15 protein-coding genes are annotated in these 19,185 nt (G+C 30.0%); all 15 read left to right on the plus strand.

The features are described from left to right. Nucleotides 1–462: 462 nt before the first annotated feature. The 15 genes from dnaA (at nucleotide 463) to HMPREF0078_RS07885 (ending at nucleotide 19,134) form a co-directional block, all read left to right on the plus strand. Nucleotides 463–1,839, plus strand: a complete 1,377-nt coding sequence (gene dnaA / locus HMPREF0078_RS07815; protein WP_039920634.1) for a chromosomal replication initiator protein DnaA — start codon at nucleotides 463–465, stop codon at nucleotides 1,837–1,839. Between the two features lie 232 nt (nucleotides 1,840–2,071). Continuing rightward, on the plus strand, nucleotides 2,072–3,184 hold the full coding sequence (dnaN, locus tag HMPREF0078_RS07820; RefSeq protein ID WP_019118856.1) for a DNA polymerase III subunit beta: 1,113 nt from the start codon (nucleotides 2,072–2,074) through the stop codon (nucleotides 3,182–3,184). 8 nt (nucleotides 3,185–3,192) lie between these two features. After that, the gene (locus HMPREF0078_RS07825; RefSeq protein ID WP_004839611.1) at nucleotides 3,193–3,402 is read left to right on the plus strand and encodes an RNA-binding S4 domain-containing protein; all 210 of its coding nucleotides are present in this window, start codon (nucleotides 3,193–3,195) and stop codon (nucleotides 3,400–3,402) included. Continuing rightward, the gene (gene recF / locus HMPREF0078_RS07830; protein ID WP_004839612.1) at nucleotides 3,402–4,475 is read left to right on the plus strand and encodes a DNA replication/repair protein RecF; all 1,074 of its coding nucleotides are present in this window, start codon (nucleotides 3,402–3,404) and stop codon (nucleotides 4,473–4,475) included. Before HMPREF0078_RS07825 ends, recF begins: the two co-directional genes overlap by 1 nt. Before the next feature lie 14 nt (nucleotides 4,476–4,489). Continuing rightward, a complete protein-coding gene (gene gyrB, locus HMPREF0078_RS07835; RefSeq protein ID WP_004839613.1) occupies nucleotides 4,490–6,394 on the plus strand; it encodes a DNA topoisomerase (ATP-hydrolyzing) subunit B in 1,905 nt (634 codons plus the stop codon). Between the two features lie 8 nt (nucleotides 6,395–6,402). Continuing rightward, nucleotides 6,403–8,844: a DNA gyrase subunit A gene (gene gyrA, locus HMPREF0078_RS07840; RefSeq protein WP_004839614.1), complete on the plus strand. Its 2,442-nt coding sequence runs from the start codon at nucleotides 6,403–6,405 to the stop codon at nucleotides 8,842–8,844. 2 nt (nucleotides 8,845–8,846) lie between these two features. After that, nucleotides 8,847–9,155 (plus strand): STAS domain-containing protein, encoded by a 309-nt coding sequence (locus HMPREF0078_RS07845; protein WP_004839615.1) that lies wholly within the window; start codon nucleotides 8,847–8,849, stop codon nucleotides 9,153–9,155. Next, complete coding sequence (locus tag HMPREF0078_RS07850; RefSeq protein WP_004839616.1) at nucleotides 9,155–9,487, plus strand: ATP-binding protein; 333 nt, start codon at nucleotides 9,155–9,157, stop codon at nucleotides 9,485–9,487. The genes HMPREF0078_RS07845 and HMPREF0078_RS07850 overlap by 1 nt, the downstream gene beginning before the upstream one ends. Nucleotides 9,488–9,489: 2 nt before the next feature. Then, the gene (locus tag HMPREF0078_RS07855) at nucleotides 9,490–10,260 is read left to right on the plus strand and encodes a SigB/SigF/SigG family RNA polymerase sigma factor (RefSeq protein WP_004839617.1); all 771 of its coding nucleotides are present in this window, start codon (nucleotides 9,490–9,492) and stop codon (nucleotides 10,258–10,260) included. Nucleotides 10,261–10,624: 364 nt separating this feature from the next. Next, nucleotides 10,625–12,751, plus strand: a complete 2,127-nt coding sequence (locus HMPREF0078_RS07860) for an ABC transporter substrate-binding protein (protein WP_039920637.1) — start codon at nucleotides 10,625–10,627, stop codon at nucleotides 12,749–12,751. A gap of 716 nt (nucleotides 12,752–13,467) precedes the next feature. Continuing rightward, nucleotides 13,468–14,430, plus strand: a complete 963-nt coding sequence (locus tag HMPREF0078_RS07865; RefSeq protein WP_004839619.1) for an ABC transporter permease — start codon at nucleotides 13,468–13,470, stop codon at nucleotides 14,428–14,430. A gap of 1 nt (nucleotide 14,431) precedes the next feature. Next, nucleotides 14,432–16,333 (plus strand): ABC transporter permease subunit, encoded by a 1,902-nt coding sequence (locus tag HMPREF0078_RS07870; RefSeq protein WP_004839620.1) that lies wholly within the window; start codon nucleotides 14,432–14,434, stop codon nucleotides 16,331–16,333. A gap of 8 nt (nucleotides 16,334–16,341) precedes the next feature. After that, a complete protein-coding gene (locus HMPREF0078_RS07875; protein WP_004839621.1) occupies nucleotides 16,342–17,346 on the plus strand; it encodes an ABC transporter ATP-binding protein in 1,005 nt (334 codons plus the stop codon). Further along, nucleotides 17,333–18,949: an oligopeptide/dipeptide ABC transporter ATP-binding protein gene (locus HMPREF0078_RS07880; RefSeq protein WP_004839622.1), complete on the plus strand. Its 1,617-nt coding sequence runs from the start codon at nucleotides 17,333–17,335 to the stop codon at nucleotides 18,947–18,949. Before HMPREF0078_RS07875 ends, HMPREF0078_RS07880 begins: the two co-directional genes overlap by 14 nt. Continuing rightward, nucleotides 18,946–19,134, plus strand: coding sequence for a hypothetical protein (locus tag HMPREF0078_RS07885; RefSeq protein ID WP_004839623.1), 189 nt, complete (start codon nucleotides 18,946–18,948; stop codon nucleotides 19,132–19,134). The genes HMPREF0078_RS07880 and HMPREF0078_RS07885 overlap by 4 nt, the downstream gene beginning before the upstream one ends. Nucleotides 19,135–19,185: the final 51 nt, after the last annotated feature.

The following is a 19,185-nucleotide window of genomic DNA, read 5'->3' on the forward strand; positions in this document are numbered from 1 at the left end:
AATTTTTAAATTTCTTGAAATATTTTTTTAATAAATTCCTATAATCAAAGATTTACTCATAAAAATATTTACAAATTTTTATATTTTATCAAGATATCCACATTATCCACATAGTTTTAATTTTTCTAAATTTAAATTTTTTTAGCTTATCCCAAACTTATCAACATTTTGTGGATAACTTTACAAAATGGCTATATTAGTGTATAATCTCTTGTGTAAAAGATGATGATAAGTCTATTTTTTATTGATTTGCTTATTTTTTTTGTGGATAAATTAATTGTATTATTTTATTTTTTTAAAAATAAGCAAAAATTTTCTCTAAAAATAAAGATTTATCCTATCCACATTAAAGTTATCCACAACTTATCCAAAATTTGGGGATAAGTCGAAAAATATAATTAACTTATTACAATTTACCATTTTGTTAAGTGTGGATAATATTTTATGAAAGAGAGCTGTAAGATGAATCTAGAATACATAACTAATGAATTAAAAGAAAAAATGAAAATGAATGTTCCAGATCTTCAACAATACGAAACTTGGATTGGAATTTTAAAGCCACTAAATAAGTATGAAGATACTATTTATTTGGAAATTCCAAAAAATGATACTAAGTTTATTTTTGACCAAATTTGGGTTCCTCAACTCCAGTCTATTTTAAATGATATAAATAAGAGAGAAAATACGGCATATAAAATTGAAATTGTTGCCAAAGATGGACCTAATTATGATGAAGTTTTAAGTCTTGGAAAAAATGTTGATGATGATGGGCAACTAAGACTTAATAATGTAAATAAGTATCCTAAACCTCTTCTTGAAAAAAATAATGTTTTTAAAAATTTTGTCCAAGGAAAATCAAATCAATTAGCTCTTGCTGCAAGCCAATCTGTTGCTGAAAATATGGCTAATTATAAGGTTTCAAGAGTTTACAATCCGCTTTTTATTTATGGAGCAAGTGGACTTGGAAAAACTCATCTTATGCAGGCTATAGCTCATGAAATTCTTGAAAAAAGAGATGATTGCTATGTGATGTATCTTTCTAGTGAGAAATTTACTAATGAAATGATTTCTGCTGTTAGAAATAATACTAATGAAGAATTTAGGAAAAAATATCGTTCTGTTGATATGCTTTTGATTGATGATATTCAATTTATTGCCAATAAAACTGGTACTCAAGAAGAATTTTTCCATACTTTTGAAGATTTATATAATCAAGGAAAACAAATTGTAATTTCATCAGATAGGCCTCCAAAAGAAATTAAGCACTTGGAAGATAGGCTTGTTTCAAGATTTGGTTGGGGAATTATAGTTGATATTTCAAAACCTGATTTTGAAACAAGGGTTGCAATTTTACAAAAAAAACAAGATGAGCTTGGAGCTGTTGTTGATTATAAAATTTTGGAATATATTGCAGAAAATATCGAAACAAATATTAGGGATCTTGAAGGAGCCTTGGCAACTTCAATTGCTTGTGCAAAATCAAATAACAGATCATTTGTAAGCCTTGAAGATGCAAGACTTGGTGTAAGTTCAAGAGTTCATAATGATAGAAAAAAAATAAATGCAGAAGATATTCAAAAAAAAGTTGCTGAAAGATACCATGTAAAACTTGCTGATCTTAGAGGTAAATCTAGAAAAAAAGAAATAGTAATGCCAAGACAAATTGCTATGTATCTTTGCAGGGATCTTTTATCAATTTCTTTGGTAAGTCTTGCCAATGAATTTAATAGAGATCATACAACGGTTATGCATGGTCATGATAAAATTAAAGATTTAATGGAAGAAGACCAAGATTTTAGGCAAGAAATAGAAGATATAATTAAAGAAATAAAAGCTTAGTTATCCACAAATTGTGTATAAGTTTGAGGATAAGCTTGTTTATAAGCTTAACTTTCTAAAAAAATTATTTTAGCCTGTGGATTGTGTGGAAAAGTGGATGACTTATAAAAACTTATCCAAAACTTATTATTTGAGTTTTTAATTTATAAATAAAGCTTTGTAAGACTTATCCACATATATACACTACCTAATACTAATACTACTAAGTTTATATAATATGTTAGGAGCAAATATGAAAATAGAAATTCAACAAAAAGATTTATCAAATAAAATTTCCATAGCTTTGAAAGCTGTTTCGAGAAAAACCAATATACAAATACATGAATTAATATACTTTGAAGCAAAAAATGATACTTTAACACTAACATCATCAGATGGAGAAATATCTATTGTAACAAAAGCCAATTGTAAGGTAGTACAAGAAGGCGAAATGGCAATAAATGCAAATATAATTGCAAATATTGTAAGAAAACTTCCAGATGAGCTAATAAAAATTGAGCTAGAAGATTCAAAAATAAAAATCAAATGCAATGGTTCAAACTTTAATATCCTAGCTTTTGATTATTATGAAAAGAAAAATTTTTCTATACCAAGCGTTGATTATTTAGAAATTCAAAATGATAAATTGAAAAGATCAATTTCACAAACAGAATTTGCAACAAGCTTGGACGAGACAAAACTTGCTCTTACAGGAATTTTGTTTGAATTAAAAGATGGATATTTAAATTTTGTAGCCCTTGATGGTTATAGGGTTGCCCTTAAAAAATTAAAATTATCATATCCATCATCAATGGATAAGGCTAGACTTATTATTCCAAGAAAATCTATTTCTGAATGGACAAGGATAATTGATGATGAAAAAATTACAAAAATTTATAAAGACGACAAGGATATAATTTTTGAATCTGGAGATACTACAATGTATTGCAAGGTAATTGATAAAAATTATATTGATTACACAAATATAATTTCAGATATTTCTACAACAAGCCTTGTTGTTGATAGGCAAGAACTTATTAATTCTTTGGAAAGAGCTCAATTATTAAACAATACCCAAAGGGCAAATCTTATAAAAATAAATATAGAAGATGATAAGTGCCTAATCGAATCAAATTCTGAAATTGGAGATTTGAAAGAAGTTTTACAAATTCAAAAAGAAGGCGATGATGTAAAAATTGCCTTTAATGCAAGATATTTGATAGAAGGAGTTAAGGCTTGTGATACCCAAACTATAAGAATGCATTTAAAATCATCTCTAAATCCATGCCTTATTTATCCAAACGAATCAAAATATGATGATGAAGAATTTACTTATCTTGCCCTTCCAGTTAGACTTGCAGAATAGGAGTTTTTATGGAAAAGATAGAATTTGAATGCGACGAGATTTTAGCAAAAGATCTTTTAAAGGCAACGGACATAGCCCAAAGTGGAGGAGAAGCCAAACATTTTATAAAAGAATATGGAATTTTGGTAAATGGCGAAGAATTTTTCCAAGCTGGCAAAAAACTTTATAAGGGCGATGAAATAGAATTTGACAATCAATTTTTAATAAGTCTTGTATAATGTGGATTCAAAATTTAAAACTCAATAAATTTAGAAATTATCTTTCTCAAAATATAGAATTTAATGAAAATATAAATATATTTTTGGGAGATAACGCCCAAGGAAAAACAAATTTACTTGAAAGTATATATTATTTGGCAAATGCAAAAAGTTTTAAATCCTTTAGGGACAAGGACCTTATAATGTTTAATGAAAAAGAAATGTCCCTTGATGGAATTATTAGAAAAAATCAATCATTTAAAAATGTTCATATAAGTGTAAATGAAAATAAAAAAGATATATTTGTAAATGAAATAAAATATGACAAAAACAAGGATTTAAAATCTCTTTTTAAGTTAGTTTTATTTACACCAGAAGATTTAAATATAATAAAAGATGGACCAAATTTTAGAAGAGACTTGATTGATGATATAATAATTAGTGTTAATTTTAGCTACAAGGCAGTTAAAAAGGATTTTGATAAAATTTTAAGCCAAAGAAATAAATTATTAAAAAATCAAAGGTCAAAATATTTTAAAACTGAGCTTATGGCATTTGACCAGCAAATAATTAGGCTAAATTATAAAATTTATAGGTTTAGGGAAAAATATATTTCCCTAATAAATACCTATGCCAATAAAAATCATTTAAATCTTACAGAAAATAAGGAAAATTTAACCATAATTTATAAGCCAAACATTAGGGCAAAATCAATGGAAGAATATGGGGAAAAATTTTCTAAAAATATTTCTGATGATTTAAAATATTTTAGGACTACATCAGGCAGTCAAAGAGATGAAATTGATATAATAATAAATGGCAAAGATACAAAAAAATTTGGATCTCAAGGTCAACAAAGATCTGCTATTTTGAATATTAAACTTGCCAATGTAAATTTAATAGAAAATACTAGCCAAGATAAGGCGATAATCTTATTTGACGATGTTTTTTCAGAACTTGATGAAAAAAGATCAAATTTTTTATTGGAAAATTTAGGAGAATTTCAAACAATAATTACAGCAACAAACACCAAAAGTTTGGATGGGGTTAGTAGTAGTAAAATTAGAAAAATAAAAGATGGTCGAATTAAATAATAGAAAGGAATCTTATGGAAAATTCAGAATATAATGCATCGAACATTAGGGTCTTAAAAGGACTTGAACCAGTAAGACTTAGACCTGGAATGTATATAGGTTCAACAAGCGAAAGGGGACTTCATCACTTAGTTTACGAAGTTGTAGACAATTCTGTTGATGAGGCTCTTGCAGGTCGTTGTGACTACATAAAAATAAGTATTGATGAAAATAATATAGTAACAGTAGAAGATGATGGATCAGGAATACCTATTGAAAAGCATCCACAAACTGGAAAATCAACCCTAGAAACAGTTCTTACAGTTTTGCACGCTGGTGGAAAATTTGACGATAAGGCTTACAAGGTTTCAGGAGGACTTCACGGAGTTGGAGTTTCAGTTGTAAATGCTCTAAGCGAATATTTAATTGCAGAAGTAAAAAGAGAAGGTCATATTCATAGAATGACTTTTGAAAGAGGAAAACCAACAAGTGATCTTGAAATTGTTGGAGATACAAAAGAAAGTGGAACAAAAATCACTTTTAAAGCAGATCCAGAAATTTTTGATGTAACTGTTTATGATAAAAAAACCTTAGAAAATAGATTTAGGGAAATGGCCTTTTTAAATAAGGGAGTAAGACTTATTTTTGAAGATAAAAGAGATGAGTCAGAAATTGAATTTAAATATGACGGTGGAATCAAAGAATTTGTAGAATATTTAAATAGAAATAAAACTCCAATCTTTAAAGAAGTACCATATTTTGAAGGACGTCAAGAATCTACAGAAATAGAAATTTCTTTTCAATATACAGATGGATATAGCGAAAATATCCTAACATTTGCAAATAATATTTACACCCTAGAAGGTGGAACTCATCTTTCAGGATTTAGGTCAGCTTTGACAAGAAGTGTAAATGATTATGCTAGAAAATATAATCTTTTAAAAGAAAATGAAGATAATCTTCAAGGAGATGATGCAAGAGAAGGAATTACTGCAATTATTTCAGTAAAAATTTCAAATCCTCAATTTGAAGGACAAACAAAGGGAAAACTTGGAAATAGCGAAGTAAGAGGAGCAGTTGATGCATTTTTCTCAGAGCACATGGGAAATTTCTTAGAAGAAAATCCAAAAATTGCCAAAACTATAATCCAAAAAGCCCTAGCATCTAGAAGGGCAAGAGAGGCTGCAAGAAAAGCAAGAGATTTAACAAGAAAAAGATCAATTCTTGATTCAACAACTCTTCCAGGAAAACTTGCCGATTGCCAATCTCAAGATATAGGAGAAAATGAAATCTTTATAGTAGAGGGTAATTCAGCTGGTGGATCTGCAAAAGGCGGTCGTGACAATAGAATTCAAGCAATTCTTCCTCTAAGAGGAAAAATAATGAATGTAGAAAAGGCAAATCTTGATAGGATTTTAAATTATGAAGAAATAAAATCAATGATTACAGCTTTTGGTACAGGAATTGGTTCGGAATTTGATATAAGTAAACTCCGCTATGGAAAAATTATAATTATGACAGATGCCGATGTAGATGGGGCTCACATTAGAACCTTACTTTTGACATTTTTCTATAGATACATGAAACCACTTGTAGATGGAGGGCATATTTATATTGCCCAACCACCACTTTATAAAATTTCAAGTGGAAAAAAAGAAAGATATTGCTATACAGATAAAGAGTTAGATGAAATTGTAAAAGAATGGAAAGTAGATAATTACAAAATTTCTAGATACAAGGGTCTTGGAGAGATGAACGCAGAGCAATTGTGGGAAACAACAATGGATCCAGAAAACAGAGTCTTACTTCAAGTTTATGAAAAAGAAGATTCACAAATGTCAACAGACGCAACATTTTCAATGCTAATGGGTGAAAAGGTAGAACCTAGAAGAGAATTTATAGAAGAAAACGCCCAATATGTTGAAAACTTAGATGTCTAGGAGGATAAATGACAGAAGAAAGCTATAAAAACATCATAGAGGTAGATCTCGAAAAGCAAATGAGAAGTGCTTACTTGGAATATTCCATGTCAGTAATTGTTTCAAGAGCCCTACCAGATGTACGTGATGGATTAAAACCAGTTCATAGAAGAATTTTATACGGAATGGAAGGTCTTGGACTTGATCCAAATAAGCCAACCAGAAAATCAGCCAGAGTTGTCGGAGAGGTTATGGGTAAATTCCACCCTCATGGAGACTCTGCAATCTACGATGCCCTTGTAAGACTTGCTCAAGATTTTTCAACTAGGTATCCTTTGGCAAGCGGTCAAGGAAACTTTGGTTCAATTGATGGCGATGACGCAGCAGCTATGCGTTATACAGAAGTTAAAATGAGCAAAATCGCCAAGGAAATGCTTAGAGATATAAACAAAGATACAGTTGATTTTATGCCAAACTTTGATGAAGAAGAAAAAGAACCAACAGTTCTTCCATCAAGATTTCCAAATCTTTTGGTAAATGGATCAAATGGTATAGCAGTAGGAATGGCAACCAATATGGCTCCTCATAATTTGGGAGATTCAATTGATGCTTGTATTGCTTATATGAAAAATCCAGAAATTTCTATAAAAGAATTGGCAGAAATTATAAAAGGACCAGATTTTCCAACTGGAGCACAAATTCTTGGAAAATCCGGAATCAAAAAAGCCTACAAAACAGGACGTGGAAAATTAAAACTTCGTGCTGTTGCAAAAATTGAACCTTTCAAAAAAAATAGGGAAAGAATAATAGTTACTGAAATTCCTTACCAAGTAAATAAGGCAAATTTAATCAAAAAAATTGCTGAATATGTTAAAGATAAAAAGCTAGAAGGAATTTCAGATATTAGAGATGAATCCGACAGAAAGGGAATGAGAATTGTAATTGAGGTAAAAAGGGATGCAAATGCAAATATAGTCCTAAATAATCTTTACAAACAAACTCAACTTGAAACAACTTTCGGAATTATAAATCTTGCCCTAGTAGATGGTGTTCCAAAAATTCTTGATTTAAAAGAACTTATAAAATACTACATTGAACATCAAAAAAATGTAGTAAGAAGAAGAACAAGATTCGACCTTGATAAGGCTCAAAAGAGAAAACACATAGTTGAAGGTTTGATTATTGCCATTGATAATATCGATGAAATTATTAAAATAATCAGATCATCTTATGATAACGACCAAATCAAAAAAATATTTAATGAAAGATTTGGCCTAACAGATTTACAATCTCAAGCAATTCTTGATATGCAATTAAAAAGACTATCAGGTCTTGAAATTGAAAAATTGCAAGCAGAAGATAAGGAATTAGCTGAAAAAATCGAATATTTTACATCGATTTTAAATGATGAAGAAAAATTAATTGGTGTTATCGAAGAAGAAATTTTAGAAATAAAAGAAAAATTTGCTGATGACAGAAGAACGAAAATTGTTCCAGATGAGGGAGAATTTGATATTGAAGAATTGATTGAAAAAGAAGACGTATTAATTTCTTTAACTCATGATGGTTATATAAAAAGACTTCCAATAAATACTTATAAGGTACAAAATAGGGGAGGAAAGGGAATTTCCGCTGGAAATACAAAGGAAAATGACTTTATCCAAAAAATTCTTACAACAAACACTCACGAATCCTTACTTTGCTTTACAAATCTTGGAAGAGTTTATTCACTAAATTGCTACGAAATTCCAGAAGCAAGCAGGCAATCAAGAGGTCAAGCTATAATAAATATAATTTCTCTTGCAACAAATGAAAAAATAACTGACATAATGGAATTATCAGAGCTTAGTGACAACAGCCAATTAGTCTTCCAAACTGAAAAGGGAAAAATCAAAAAAACTGATGCCCAATTATTTACAAATATTCAAAGAAATGGAATTATAGCAATTTCACTTGAAGATGATGATAGACTTGTTTCAATTAGGCAAATAGATCATCCTTGTGATATAATTGTAACAACTCAAAAAGGAATGGCAATAAAATTTGCCTCATCAGACATCAGATCTATGGGAAGAAATGCTCGTGGAGTAAGGGCTATTAGACTTTCTAAAGATGACAATGTTGTGTCAATGAATATAGTTGAGGATGAAGTTTATTTGCTAGTAGTAACTGCAAATGGTTTTGGTAAAAAAACATCCTTCAATAATTTTAACAATCAAAATAGGGGAGGAAAAGGTGTAAGATGCCACAAAATCACAGAAAAAACTGGAAATGTGGTAGCAACTCTTCCTGCTAATTTGGATGACGACATAATGATGGTTTCCTTAAAAGGAGATATGATTAGAATATCAGCAAGAGACATATCAACAACAGGTAGAAATACCCTAGGAGTAAAATTAAAGAATTTAGAAAATACTGAGGACTTTATTGTTTCTGTAACCAAATATTATGAAGAAAACAGCGAGGACTAGAAATGTTTAAGGCAAATATTGAAGAAAAAAATGATCACTTATTAGTAAAACTTATTGGGGATTTAGACGTTTATTCAAAAGAAGATTTTTCTAAATTTTGCGATGAGTATTTAAAAAATACTGATACAGATTTTATAATCGATCTTGAAAAATTGGATTATATAGATTCAACAGGTCTTGGTATGTTCATAAATATATACAAAGATCAAAAAGAAAAAGATAAAAGTGTAAAAATAATTAATCCAAAAGAAAATATCAAAAAATTATTTAAAATAACAGACATAAGTGATTTATTTGAGATGGAGGAATAATGGATACCATAAGTTTAACAATTCCACCAAAAACCATTTATTTAAAATCAATGAGGCTTTTAGCAGCAAGCCTTGCAAGCGACATTGGCTTTGACATAGAAGAAGTTGAAGATATAAGAGTCGTTGTATCAGAAGCAATAAATTATAAAATGAGCGATAGAAATATAAAAATAAATTTCTATACAAAAGAGAATTTAATGAAAGTAGAAGTTATAGGAAAAGATAGGGAAATTGAAGAGGAAAATCTAAAAATCAAACAAATTATCCTTGAACAATTAGCAGACAAGGTAGAAGTTTTTGAAGATAAGATAATACTTACAAAAGAGAAATAATTATGGCAGATACAAAAGAATCTCTTGAAAGAAAAAAAGAGATCAAAGAAAAATTTGAACAATTTTATAAAACAAGGGACAAGGATCTGAGAAATGAGCTTATAGAAGATCACATGTATATAGTCGACATCCTTTCCAACAAATACGTAGGAAAAGGAATCGAAAAAGATGACCTTTATCAAGTAGCATCTCTTGGTCTAATCTATGCCATTGATAGGTACGATCCATCAAAAGGATACGAATTTTCATCCTTTGCAACTCCAACAATAATGGGCGAGCTAAAAAGATATTTTAGGGACAAGGGCTGGGTAATAAGAGTTCCAAGAAGAATTCAAAATCTCTACAAAAAAATAAATGTAGCAAAAAAAATTCTTCCCCAAGAACTCCAAAGAACCCCAACTATAAAAGACATTGCAGCTTACCTTGGAGAAGATGAAGAAACAATTCTTGAAACAATAGAGGCAAGCAAGGTTTATTCCCCACAAAGTTTGGATATGAAATATCAAGTCCAAAAAGGAGAAAATTCCGTAGATTTATCCGACATGATAGGAGAAGACGACAAAAATTTTGATTCAGTAGAATTAAAAGATTTGATAGATAAGTCAACCGAAAGACTAAACGACTTAGAAAAACAAATTTTAGAATTAAGATACTACGAAGGAAGAACCCAAGTAGATATAGCAAATAAACTTTCTATTTCTCAAATGACAGTATCAAGAATAGAGAAAAAAATTCTACAAAAATTCACAATAGAAATGCAAAAAATGCAATAATAACTAGCAGTTTATCTGCTAGTTATTTTTTTGAAAATTTTTAAAAATTTAAGAAAATTTCTTAAATATTTTTTGAAAATATAATTTTTTTAATTTTATAATTTACAATTTAGTCTATTAATATGCAAATGAAGCAAAACTTATCATTTCAATAGTTTACCTTAATAAATTAAAAAAAACCTCTAATTTTTCTACAAAAAAAACTTAAAATTTTGTATAAATATAAAATTGTAAAATTTCTTAAATATTTTTTTTATTTAATTTTATTGAAATTATCAGTAACAAATGGAGTTTGACAAAAACATAAATATAAACTATAATGTATTCATATAAATCAAAAATAAAAAGAAAAGAGGAGAGAAGGATGAATGTAAAAAAAGTTTTCTCACAAGCTTTTGCGCTTGGCTTAGTTTTAACACTTACTGCTTGTGGCGGTAGCGGAAACAAAGACAATAACGGCTCAAATGCTGGAGACAACAATGCAAGTAACGAACAAGCTAAGGATGAAGAATTTAAAAAGCAAACTAATGATGATACACTTGTAGTAGGTGTTGATTCACTTGGTGGAGAATTCATCCAAGGTTTTAATAACAGCCAAAACGACGTAAGAGCAAGAGAATTTATGGGAATCCAAGGTTCTGTTGGTTATGATACTTATGTTAAAGATAAGGGTGGAAAATATGTAGTTAATAAAACAGTTCTTGATGGAGATCCTCAAGAAAAAGAAAATGAAGATGGCTCAAAAACTTTCACTTTCAAAATTAAAAAAGATCTTAAATGGTCTGATGGTAAACCTGTAACTGCTGATGATTATTTATTCAAAGCACTTTTACACTCACCACAAGACTATTCTCTTATAACAGGATCTACTGAAATCGGTGGAGATTCATTAAAGGGTTACAATGACTTTAGAGAAGGTAAAACTAAAGAATTTGAAGGTGTTAAGAAAATTGATGATCAAACATTTGAAATTACAATTGATTCATCATTCTTACCATACTATGAAGAAGAATCTCTAAAAGCAATGAACCCAAGACCAATGCATTATATTGCTCCAAACTTAACAATTGATGGATCTAAATTTGCTCTTAAAGATGGATATAAATTATCTGACGATGATAAAAAAGCTTTCATTGAATCACTTGATAAGCAAATTGAAACAGAAAAATCTGAATATGATGCAGAAGTAAAAGAAGCTGGCGAAGAAGATCCAGAATACAAAAAAGAACACGAAGAGAAATTAAAAACTCTTGAAGATAAGAAAAAATCTGCTGAAAGCGGAAATGATATAGACCCTACAGAAATGCTTGTTGAACAAGCTATGCTTTTTGATGCAAATGACTACAGAAAAGCACCAAAAGTTACTTGTGGACCTTATAAATTTGTTTCATTTGAAAATAATATGGTTAAAATGGAACTTAACGACCAATATGCTGGAGATTTTGAAGGACACAAAGCTACAATTCCAAATGTAATCATTCAAGCAATAAACCCAGAAATATCTGTAGACCTTGTTAAAAATGGGGACATAGATGTATTCGAAGATGAAATGAATGGTTCAAGAATTTCTCAAATTAGAAAAGCTGCTGAAGAAAAGAAATTGCAATATGTAGCTTACGACAGAAATGGTTATGGATGTTTATCATTCTTAGATGATAGGGGACCAACTCAATACAAAGAAGTAAGACAAGCAGTAGCATTTTTAATGAACAGAGATGATTTCGTACAAAACTTTGCAGGTGGATATGCAGTAGTAACAAACGGAATGTATGGTTCTAGCCAATGGATGTATAAAGAAAGAGGAGCTGACGTAGAAGCTAAACTTACAAAATATACATTAAATGTTGATGAAGCTAACAAGAGATTAGATAATTCTCCATACAAATTTGAAAAAGATGGAAAAACTCCTTGGGATGTTAAAAAAGCAGCAGAAGAATACAAAAATAATGCTGACAAATTTGATTACTATAGATATGATGAAAATGGAAAGAAATTGCAAATCAACCAATTTGGTGCAAAAGAATCAGAAATAACAACACTTCTTTCAAATCAATTACCAGACAATGCTAAACAAGCAGGACTTGAATACAATGTTCAAGCAGGTGACTTTAATACTCTTCTAAACTACAGAGAAAATCCAAAAGAAGGAGATAAAGCAGAATACACAGCATTTAACATGGGACTTGGATTTGGATCACCATTTGATCCTTACTACCAATACAATAGTAAAGGAAATGACAACAAAACAAAGACAAATGATCCAAAAGTTGATAAAATCACAGAAGAATTAAGACAAGTAAAACCTGGTGATGAAAAAGCTTATCTAGATAAATGGGAAGAATTCCAAGAGTGGTACAATGATTACCTTCCAGAAATTCCACTTTATTCTAACAATATCCACTCATCAGCATCAACAAGAGTTCAAGGATTTGATGGTTTAACACCAGAATGGGCAGTATCTTGCCAAATCAACCAAATGAGTCTTAAATAAGATTTAATTAAATAAAAGACAAAAAGAAGCCATAAATTTGGCTTCTTTTTAATTGATTTGAGTTGATGAGTATAAAATTTCTTTTTATATGCTTAGCATAAAAATTAGAAATGGAAGATGGCTACAAAATTTTTTGGAATTTAGAAATATAAATAGTAAAAATTTTGTAATTAATTTAAATTATTAGTTTGTTTTATAAGGAGTTCTTTATTTGCTTTGATTTTTAGTACATTGTATAAATTTAGCTAATAGAAATCTATTTCTAGAAAAGTCACAAAATTTTTTTGCTTTATAATCAAATTTATTTTTCTTTGTTAATATCATTTTTTATTAATTTATATTTTTTTATTTTTATTAATTCCTAAATTTATCTTTATAAATCAAAATCATTAGAGTATTAACGCATTGTATAATAATTTTTCAATTAATATGCATTGAGATAAGTTTTTGCTCATAAATAATGAATTTTTAAAAATAAATGTCAATCTTTATAAGTTTATGACAAATTTTTCGTTGACAAATATGGGTTTTTATATTAATATAATGGTTATGATATTATAAGTTTACTCTATCTAATTTTTTTATATTTATTTATAAATTTCTATAAGTAATATTTTCTTAGTCAAAATCTTTGTTGAAGATTATAAGGATTTTTAATTAATCAATGTGAATAAAATATTAGTTGGTAAGCTTAAAAACATAAGGAAGGGATGAATATGTTAAAATACATAGTAAAAAGAATCATTAATTTGATTCCAGTAGCCATAATTATATCTATTTTGGTTTTTGTACTTTCTAAATCAATGCCTGGCGATCCTGTTTTAGCTATGATGCCAAAGGATGGAAGAATGACCAAGGCCCAACAAGAACAAATGTATAAAAATCTTGAAAAACGTTATGGTTATGATAAATCGTTGCCAGAGCAATATTTTATGTGGATGGGAAGAAGTTTGAAGGGGGATTTTGGTGAATCTACTCAATCTAAAAGGCCTGTAAAGGAATATCTTTCTGAACCACTTAAAAACACAATTTTATTAAATATAGGATCGACTCTTGTTTCTTTTGTGCTTTCGGTGCTTATTGGAATAAGGTCGGCTGTTCATAAGGGAGGATTTTTTGATAAGTTCTTCCAGGTGTTTACTCTTGTTGGAATTTCTTTGCCTACATTTTTTATAGGATTATTTTTGATATTCTTATTTGCTTTTAGGCTAGGATGGTTCCCTGCTAATGGTATGCCTAGAAATAATACTTTTGGCGAATGGGTTAAGTATTTAATCCTACCTACTTTGACTTTGACTTTTGGTTCTATGGCATCTATTTCTAGATATGTAAGAAATTCTATGCTTGATTCTCTTAATGAGGATTATATTAGAACTGCAAGGGCTAAGGGTTTAAAGGAAAAAACTGTAATTTATTCTCACGCTTTTAGAAATGCCCTAATTCCGGTTGTAACTGCTATGACTTGGGCAATTCTTTCTATGTTTTCAGGTTCTGCTATAACTGAAACTATTTTTGCTTACAGGGGAATTGGAAATATTCTTATTAAATCTGTTTTAGCTCAAGATTATAATGTTATTCTTGCTTTAACTATGTTTTATGCAATTTTAACTCTTCTTGGAAACTTGATTATGGATATTGCTTATGCTCTTGTAGATCCTAGAGTAAAATTGGAGGCTTAATATGAAAGATGAATTAAATAAATCATTTAAATCTTTTGGTAGATTAGTTCTTTCTTTGTTTACTTTTGGAACTAGGGCAAATAATGAAGAAGCTGATGTAAATCTTGGAGATGTTAATCCTAAAAATGAAAATGAGGCTTTGAAGGAAGATGCCATTACTTCTCCTGGAAAAATGGCTGTAAAAAATTATTTTAGAAATCCTTTGGGAGTTATCGGTCTTCTTTTGATGCTTGGAATTATTCTAGCAGTTTTTGTTGGATCTGCATTAATTCCTTTTAATCCTTACCAATCTGAGGGTAACCTTATAAATGTTTCTGCAGGTTCTGGATATATGAAATATCCTTCTGAAATGGAAAAAGAAGGTGTAGAAAGAATTTCTGTAGGAAATACTTTTGGTGTAGGTCTTACTAAAAAGAAAAATTTCTATTATTGGGGCAAAAATAACGAAGATGATGTTATGAAAATGCCTGATGATATAAAGGAAAAACTTGATGGCAAAAAAATAAAAGATGTTGCAGCTGGGGATAGACATATTCTTGTTGCAACTGAAGATAATGAAGTTTATGGTTGGGGTAATGATTCTTTCCAACAAACAAAACTTCCACCAATGCAAGAAAGCCAAATCAAACAAGAAGGCATCAAAAAACTTGGCGGTGGAGTTCAATATTCTGTTGTTTTAACAGAAAAAAATAATATATACGTTTGGGGTTCTACAATGAACTCAAGACTTGATCTTATTCCAAAAGAAGTTCAAGGAAAAGTTGTTGATTTTGATACAAGTGGTTCAAATATTTTGGCTGTATTAAAAGATGGCTCTACAAAACTTCTTGGTGTAAGAGGAGCTGAGGTAGATGTTGGAGCGCCAGATGAAATTAAAAATAATAAGGTAAAAATTTCTAAGGTTGCCTTAACTTCAAATTCTGCGGCAGCTCTTGATGAAAATGGAAAACTTTATGTTTGGGGACCTTCAAGAGCTAATTTATCTGGAGATAATGTTCCAAAAATTAAGGGCAAAATTAAAGATATAGTTGCAGGAACAAATCATTTTACTGCCCTTGATGAAGATGGAAAATTGTATTCTTGGGGAAATAATAATTATGGCGAAGCAGATGCTCCTAGTGGAAAATATGAAAAAGTATTTTCTGGTTATTTCAACAATTATGCTGTAAGCAAGGATTCTAAAATTGATACATGGGGACTTAAAGGATTTAAATTTGGATCAGATGACCAAGGTCGTGACATTTTTACAAGATTAATTCACGGTGGAAAAATGACCATAATAATTTCTTTTGTATCAGTTCTTATCCAAGTAGTTCTTGGTGTAATTATTGGTATGGTTTCAGGTTATGCTGGTGGACGTGTTGACAATGTTTTGATGAGAATTACAGAAATTGTTCAATCATTCCCATTTTATCCATTAATTATTACACTTTCAGCCCTACTTCCTGTAAATACTAGTCAAAATACAAGACTTATGATGATCATGGTTTTACTTGGTGTTATTGGATGGACAGGAATTGCAAGACTTGTTCGTGGACAAATTCTTGCTGAAAGAGAAAGAGATTATGTAATTGCAGCTAAAGCCCTTGGTGTTACAAATTCGTCAATTCTTGTAAGACATATTTTGCCAAATATCCTATCAATAATAATTGTAAATGCAACTCTTGGATTTGCAGGAAACCTACTTACTGAAGCAGGTCTATCATTTTTAGGATTTGGTGTTCAAGAGCCAATGCCATCTTGGGGTAATATGATGACAAGTGCCCAATCATCAGATGTAATTAATATTTATTGGTGGAGATGGGTAATTCCAGCTCTTGCAGTATTTTTGGCAGCATTTTCAGTAAACTTGATTGGAGATGCTCTAAGAGATGCAATAGACCCAAGATCAAATGAGAGATAGGTGTAAAAATGAAAAATTTACTTGAAATAAAAAAACTTCATACCTACTTTGAAACAAGACGTGGTCTTATAAAAGCGGTAAACGGAGTATCATGCACAATTGAAGAAGGAAAAACTTTGGGTTTGGTTGGAGAAAGTGGTTCTGGAAAAAGTCAAACTGCTATGAGTATTTTGCAACTTTTTGAGCCAAACCAAAAAATCTACAGCGGAGAAATTATTTTTGATGGTAAAAAGATTTCTGATTTTAATAGAAATCAAATGGAAAAGGTAAGGGGAAATGATATTTCTATGATTTTCCAAGAACCTATGAGTTCCCTTAATCCAGTTTTTACAGTAGAAAAACAAATTTCAGAAGTTTTAATTCTTCACAAAAAAATGAATAAAAAAGAGGCTTCAAAAAGAGTGGAGGAATTACTTGCTCAAGTAAAAATTCCAAATCCTCACGTTGTTGCAAAACAATATCCATTTGAGCTTTCTGGTGGTATGAACCAAAGGGTTATGATTGCTATGGCGCTTGCTTGTGAGCCAAAATTATTAATTGCAGATGAGCCAACAACAGCCCTTGACGTTACAATCCAAGCTCAAATTCTAAAATTGATGAACGAATTAAAGGAAAAACAAAATACTTCAATTTTATTTATAACTCACGATTTGGGAGTAATAAATCAAATGGCAGATGAGGTTGCTGTAATGTATTGTGGACAAATAGTAGAACAATCTCCAGTTGATTATATTTTTAAACACGATATAACAGATTACAACCACCCTTACACAATTGCTCTTTTAAATTCTATTCCAGCAATTACAAGTGATAGAAATGAAAGACTCGATATTATACCTGGTTCTGTTCCACATCCACTTAACCTTCCTGATGGATGTAAATTTGCAGATAGGTGTAAGTATGCTACAGAAAAATGTAGGAAAGAAATGCCAGAGCTTGTATCAGTAAATGAAAATCAAAAAATAAGATGCCACTTTCCAAATAGAAAGGAGAGAGAAGATGGAGAAAAATAATAAAAAGATCTTATTTAAAATAAGAAATCTCAAAAAATATTTCCCAATCAAGAAAAAATCTATCTTTTCTAGGGGAGCAAACGAATATGTCCATGCAAATGAAAATATTTCTATAGATATATTTGAAGGCGAAACTTTTGGTTTGGTTGGAGAAAGTGGTTGTGGAAAATCTACTTTTGGTAGGACAATCCTTCAAATTTATGAACAAACTGAAGGAACTACTCTTTATTATGGAACAACTCTTGATAGACTTGCCCCAGCTTATATGGGAAAAGATATTAAAGAAATTCCAAAAAAATTCCCTTCTTATGATAAGGAAGTTGAAAAACTTCATTCAATTTATGACGAGCTAGAAAAAACTGAAGATGAAGAAAAAAAAGCTGAATTAAACGAAGCTGCTATGCATCAAAGAAGACTTCTCCAAGAAGATTATGAAAATATGATGAGAATAGCAGGAGGACTTCTTGCAAGCGACAATTTGTCAGAAATTTCTTCTATTCTTGATGATTATTACAAAAAAATCAAGGAAAGATCAAAAGTTTTACTAGACATTAAAAAAATCGAAGAAAAAGACGAAGTAAGGATTAGAGATAAAAAAGAATTAAAAGATGCTATTCTAAACGATCCAAAATACAAGGAACTTTTGAATAAAAAAGAAAAACTTGATAAGGAAGTTTTGGAAAAAGAGCAAAAAATATCTGCTAAAAAAGAAGAATTAAAATCAAAAGAGCTTTTTGAAAAATTTGAAAGTTTTGTAGATGATGGAATTGATCTTTCAAGACTTACAAACGAAGAAATGAGAGAACTTAGAAAAGATCTTCAAATAATTTTCCAAGATCCTTATGGTTCTTTGGATACAAAAATGACAGTTGGAAATATTATTGGAGAAGGAGTTTTGGGCCACGGACTTTTCAAATCAAGAAGTGAAGCAGGCTATAACGAATATATCCAAGATATAATGAACCAATGTGGACTTGCTCCATATTTTATTCATAGGTATCCTCACCAATTTTCCGGTGGACAAAGACAAAGAATTGGAATTGCCAGAGCACTTGCCTTAAATCCAAAATTTATAGTTTGCGATGAGGCAGTATCAGCCCTTGACGTTTCAATCCAATCACAAATTATAAATCTATTGCAAGATTTAAAAACTGACTTAAATTTAACATATTTATTTATAACTCATGATCTTTCAGTTGTAAAATATATTTCTGATAGGATTGGAGTAATGTATTTGGGAGTTATGGTTGAGCTTTCAGATTCTGATAGAATTTTTGCAAATCCACAACACCCTTACACAAAAGCACTCTTGCAAGCAATCCCTAGAACTGATGTTGATAAGGGACAAGAGCTTCAAACAATTGAAGGAGATATTCCATCAGCAGTAAGACCACCAAAGGGTTGTCGTTTCCATACAAGGTGTAAATATTGCATGGATATTTGTAAACAATTTGAGCCAGAGCTTAAAGAAGTAGAAAAAGGCCACTTTGTAGCTTGCCATTTGATGGATGTATCAGAAGAAACAAAAATGAAAGCCTTCGAAAAAAATGAAGAAGAAAGACTTAAAAAAGAACATGAATTAGCCAAGGAAGCTAATCTATGAAAAGACCAGTAGATCCCTTCAAAAATAAAACAAAAGAAGAAATCTATGAAAAAGAAGAGCTTTTAGAAAAAGATAATCTAGAAAAAGACGACAGATTTGCTATGTTTTTGGCAGCTATGAAAGTTTTTTTACCACCAGTTTTATTAATACTTCTACTCTTTACATCCTTAATATTTTTCTTTTAAGATTACAAAATAAATTTAAGGGTAAGAAATTAAAAGAGAAATGACAAAAGA

Source organism: Anaerococcus vaginalis ATCC 51170, assembly GCF_000163295.1.
GTDB lineage: Bacteria > Bacillota > Clostridia > Tissierellales > Peptoniphilaceae > Anaerococcus > Anaerococcus vaginalis.

Coding starts and splice junctions, on each gene's coding strand:
- dnaA (WP_039920634.1), top strand. CDS start 463: ATGAATCTAGAATACATAACTAATGAATTAAAAGAAAAAATGAAAATG.
- dnaN (WP_019118856.1), top strand. CDS start 2,072: ATGAAAATAGAAATTCAACAAAAAGATTTATCAAATAAAATTTCCATA.
- HMPREF0078_RS07825 (WP_004839611.1), top strand. CDS start 3,193: ATGGAAAAGATAGAATTTGAATGCGACGAGATTTTAGCAAAAGATCTT.
- recF (WP_004839612.1), top strand. CDS start 3,402: ATGTGGATTCAAAATTTAAAACTCAATAAATTTAGAAATTATCTTTCT.
- gyrB (WP_004839613.1), top strand. CDS start 4,490: ATGGAAAATTCAGAATATAATGCATCGAACATTAGGGTCTTAAAAGGA.
- gyrA (WP_004839614.1), top strand. CDS start 6,403: ATGACAGAAGAAAGCTATAAAAACATCATAGAGGTAGATCTCGAAAAG.
- HMPREF0078_RS07845 (WP_004839615.1), top strand. CDS start 8,847: ATGTTTAAGGCAAATATTGAAGAAAAAAATGATCACTTATTAGTAAAA.
- HMPREF0078_RS07850 (WP_004839616.1), top strand. CDS start 9,155: ATGGATACCATAAGTTTAACAATTCCACCAAAAACCATTTATTTAAAA.
- HMPREF0078_RS07855 (WP_004839617.1), top strand. CDS start 9,490: ATGGCAGATACAAAAGAATCTCTTGAAAGAAAAAAAGAGATCAAAGAA.
- HMPREF0078_RS07860 (WP_039920637.1), top strand. CDS start 10,625: ATGAATGTAAAAAAAGTTTTCTCACAAGCTTTTGCGCTTGGCTTAGTT.
- HMPREF0078_RS07865 (WP_004839619.1), top strand. CDS start 13,468: ATGTTAAAATACATAGTAAAAAGAATCATTAATTTGATTCCAGTAGCC.
- HMPREF0078_RS07870 (WP_004839620.1), top strand. CDS start 14,432: ATGAAAGATGAATTAAATAAATCATTTAAATCTTTTGGTAGATTAGTT.
- HMPREF0078_RS07875 (WP_004839621.1), top strand. CDS start 16,342: ATGAAAAATTTACTTGAAATAAAAAAACTTCATACCTACTTTGAAACA.
- HMPREF0078_RS07880 (WP_004839622.1), top strand. CDS start 17,333: ATGGAGAAAAATAATAAAAAGATCTTATTTAAAATAAGAAATCTCAAA.
- HMPREF0078_RS07885 (WP_004839623.1), top strand. CDS start 18,946: ATGAAAAGACCAGTAGATCCCTTCAAAAATAAAACAAAAGAAGAAATC.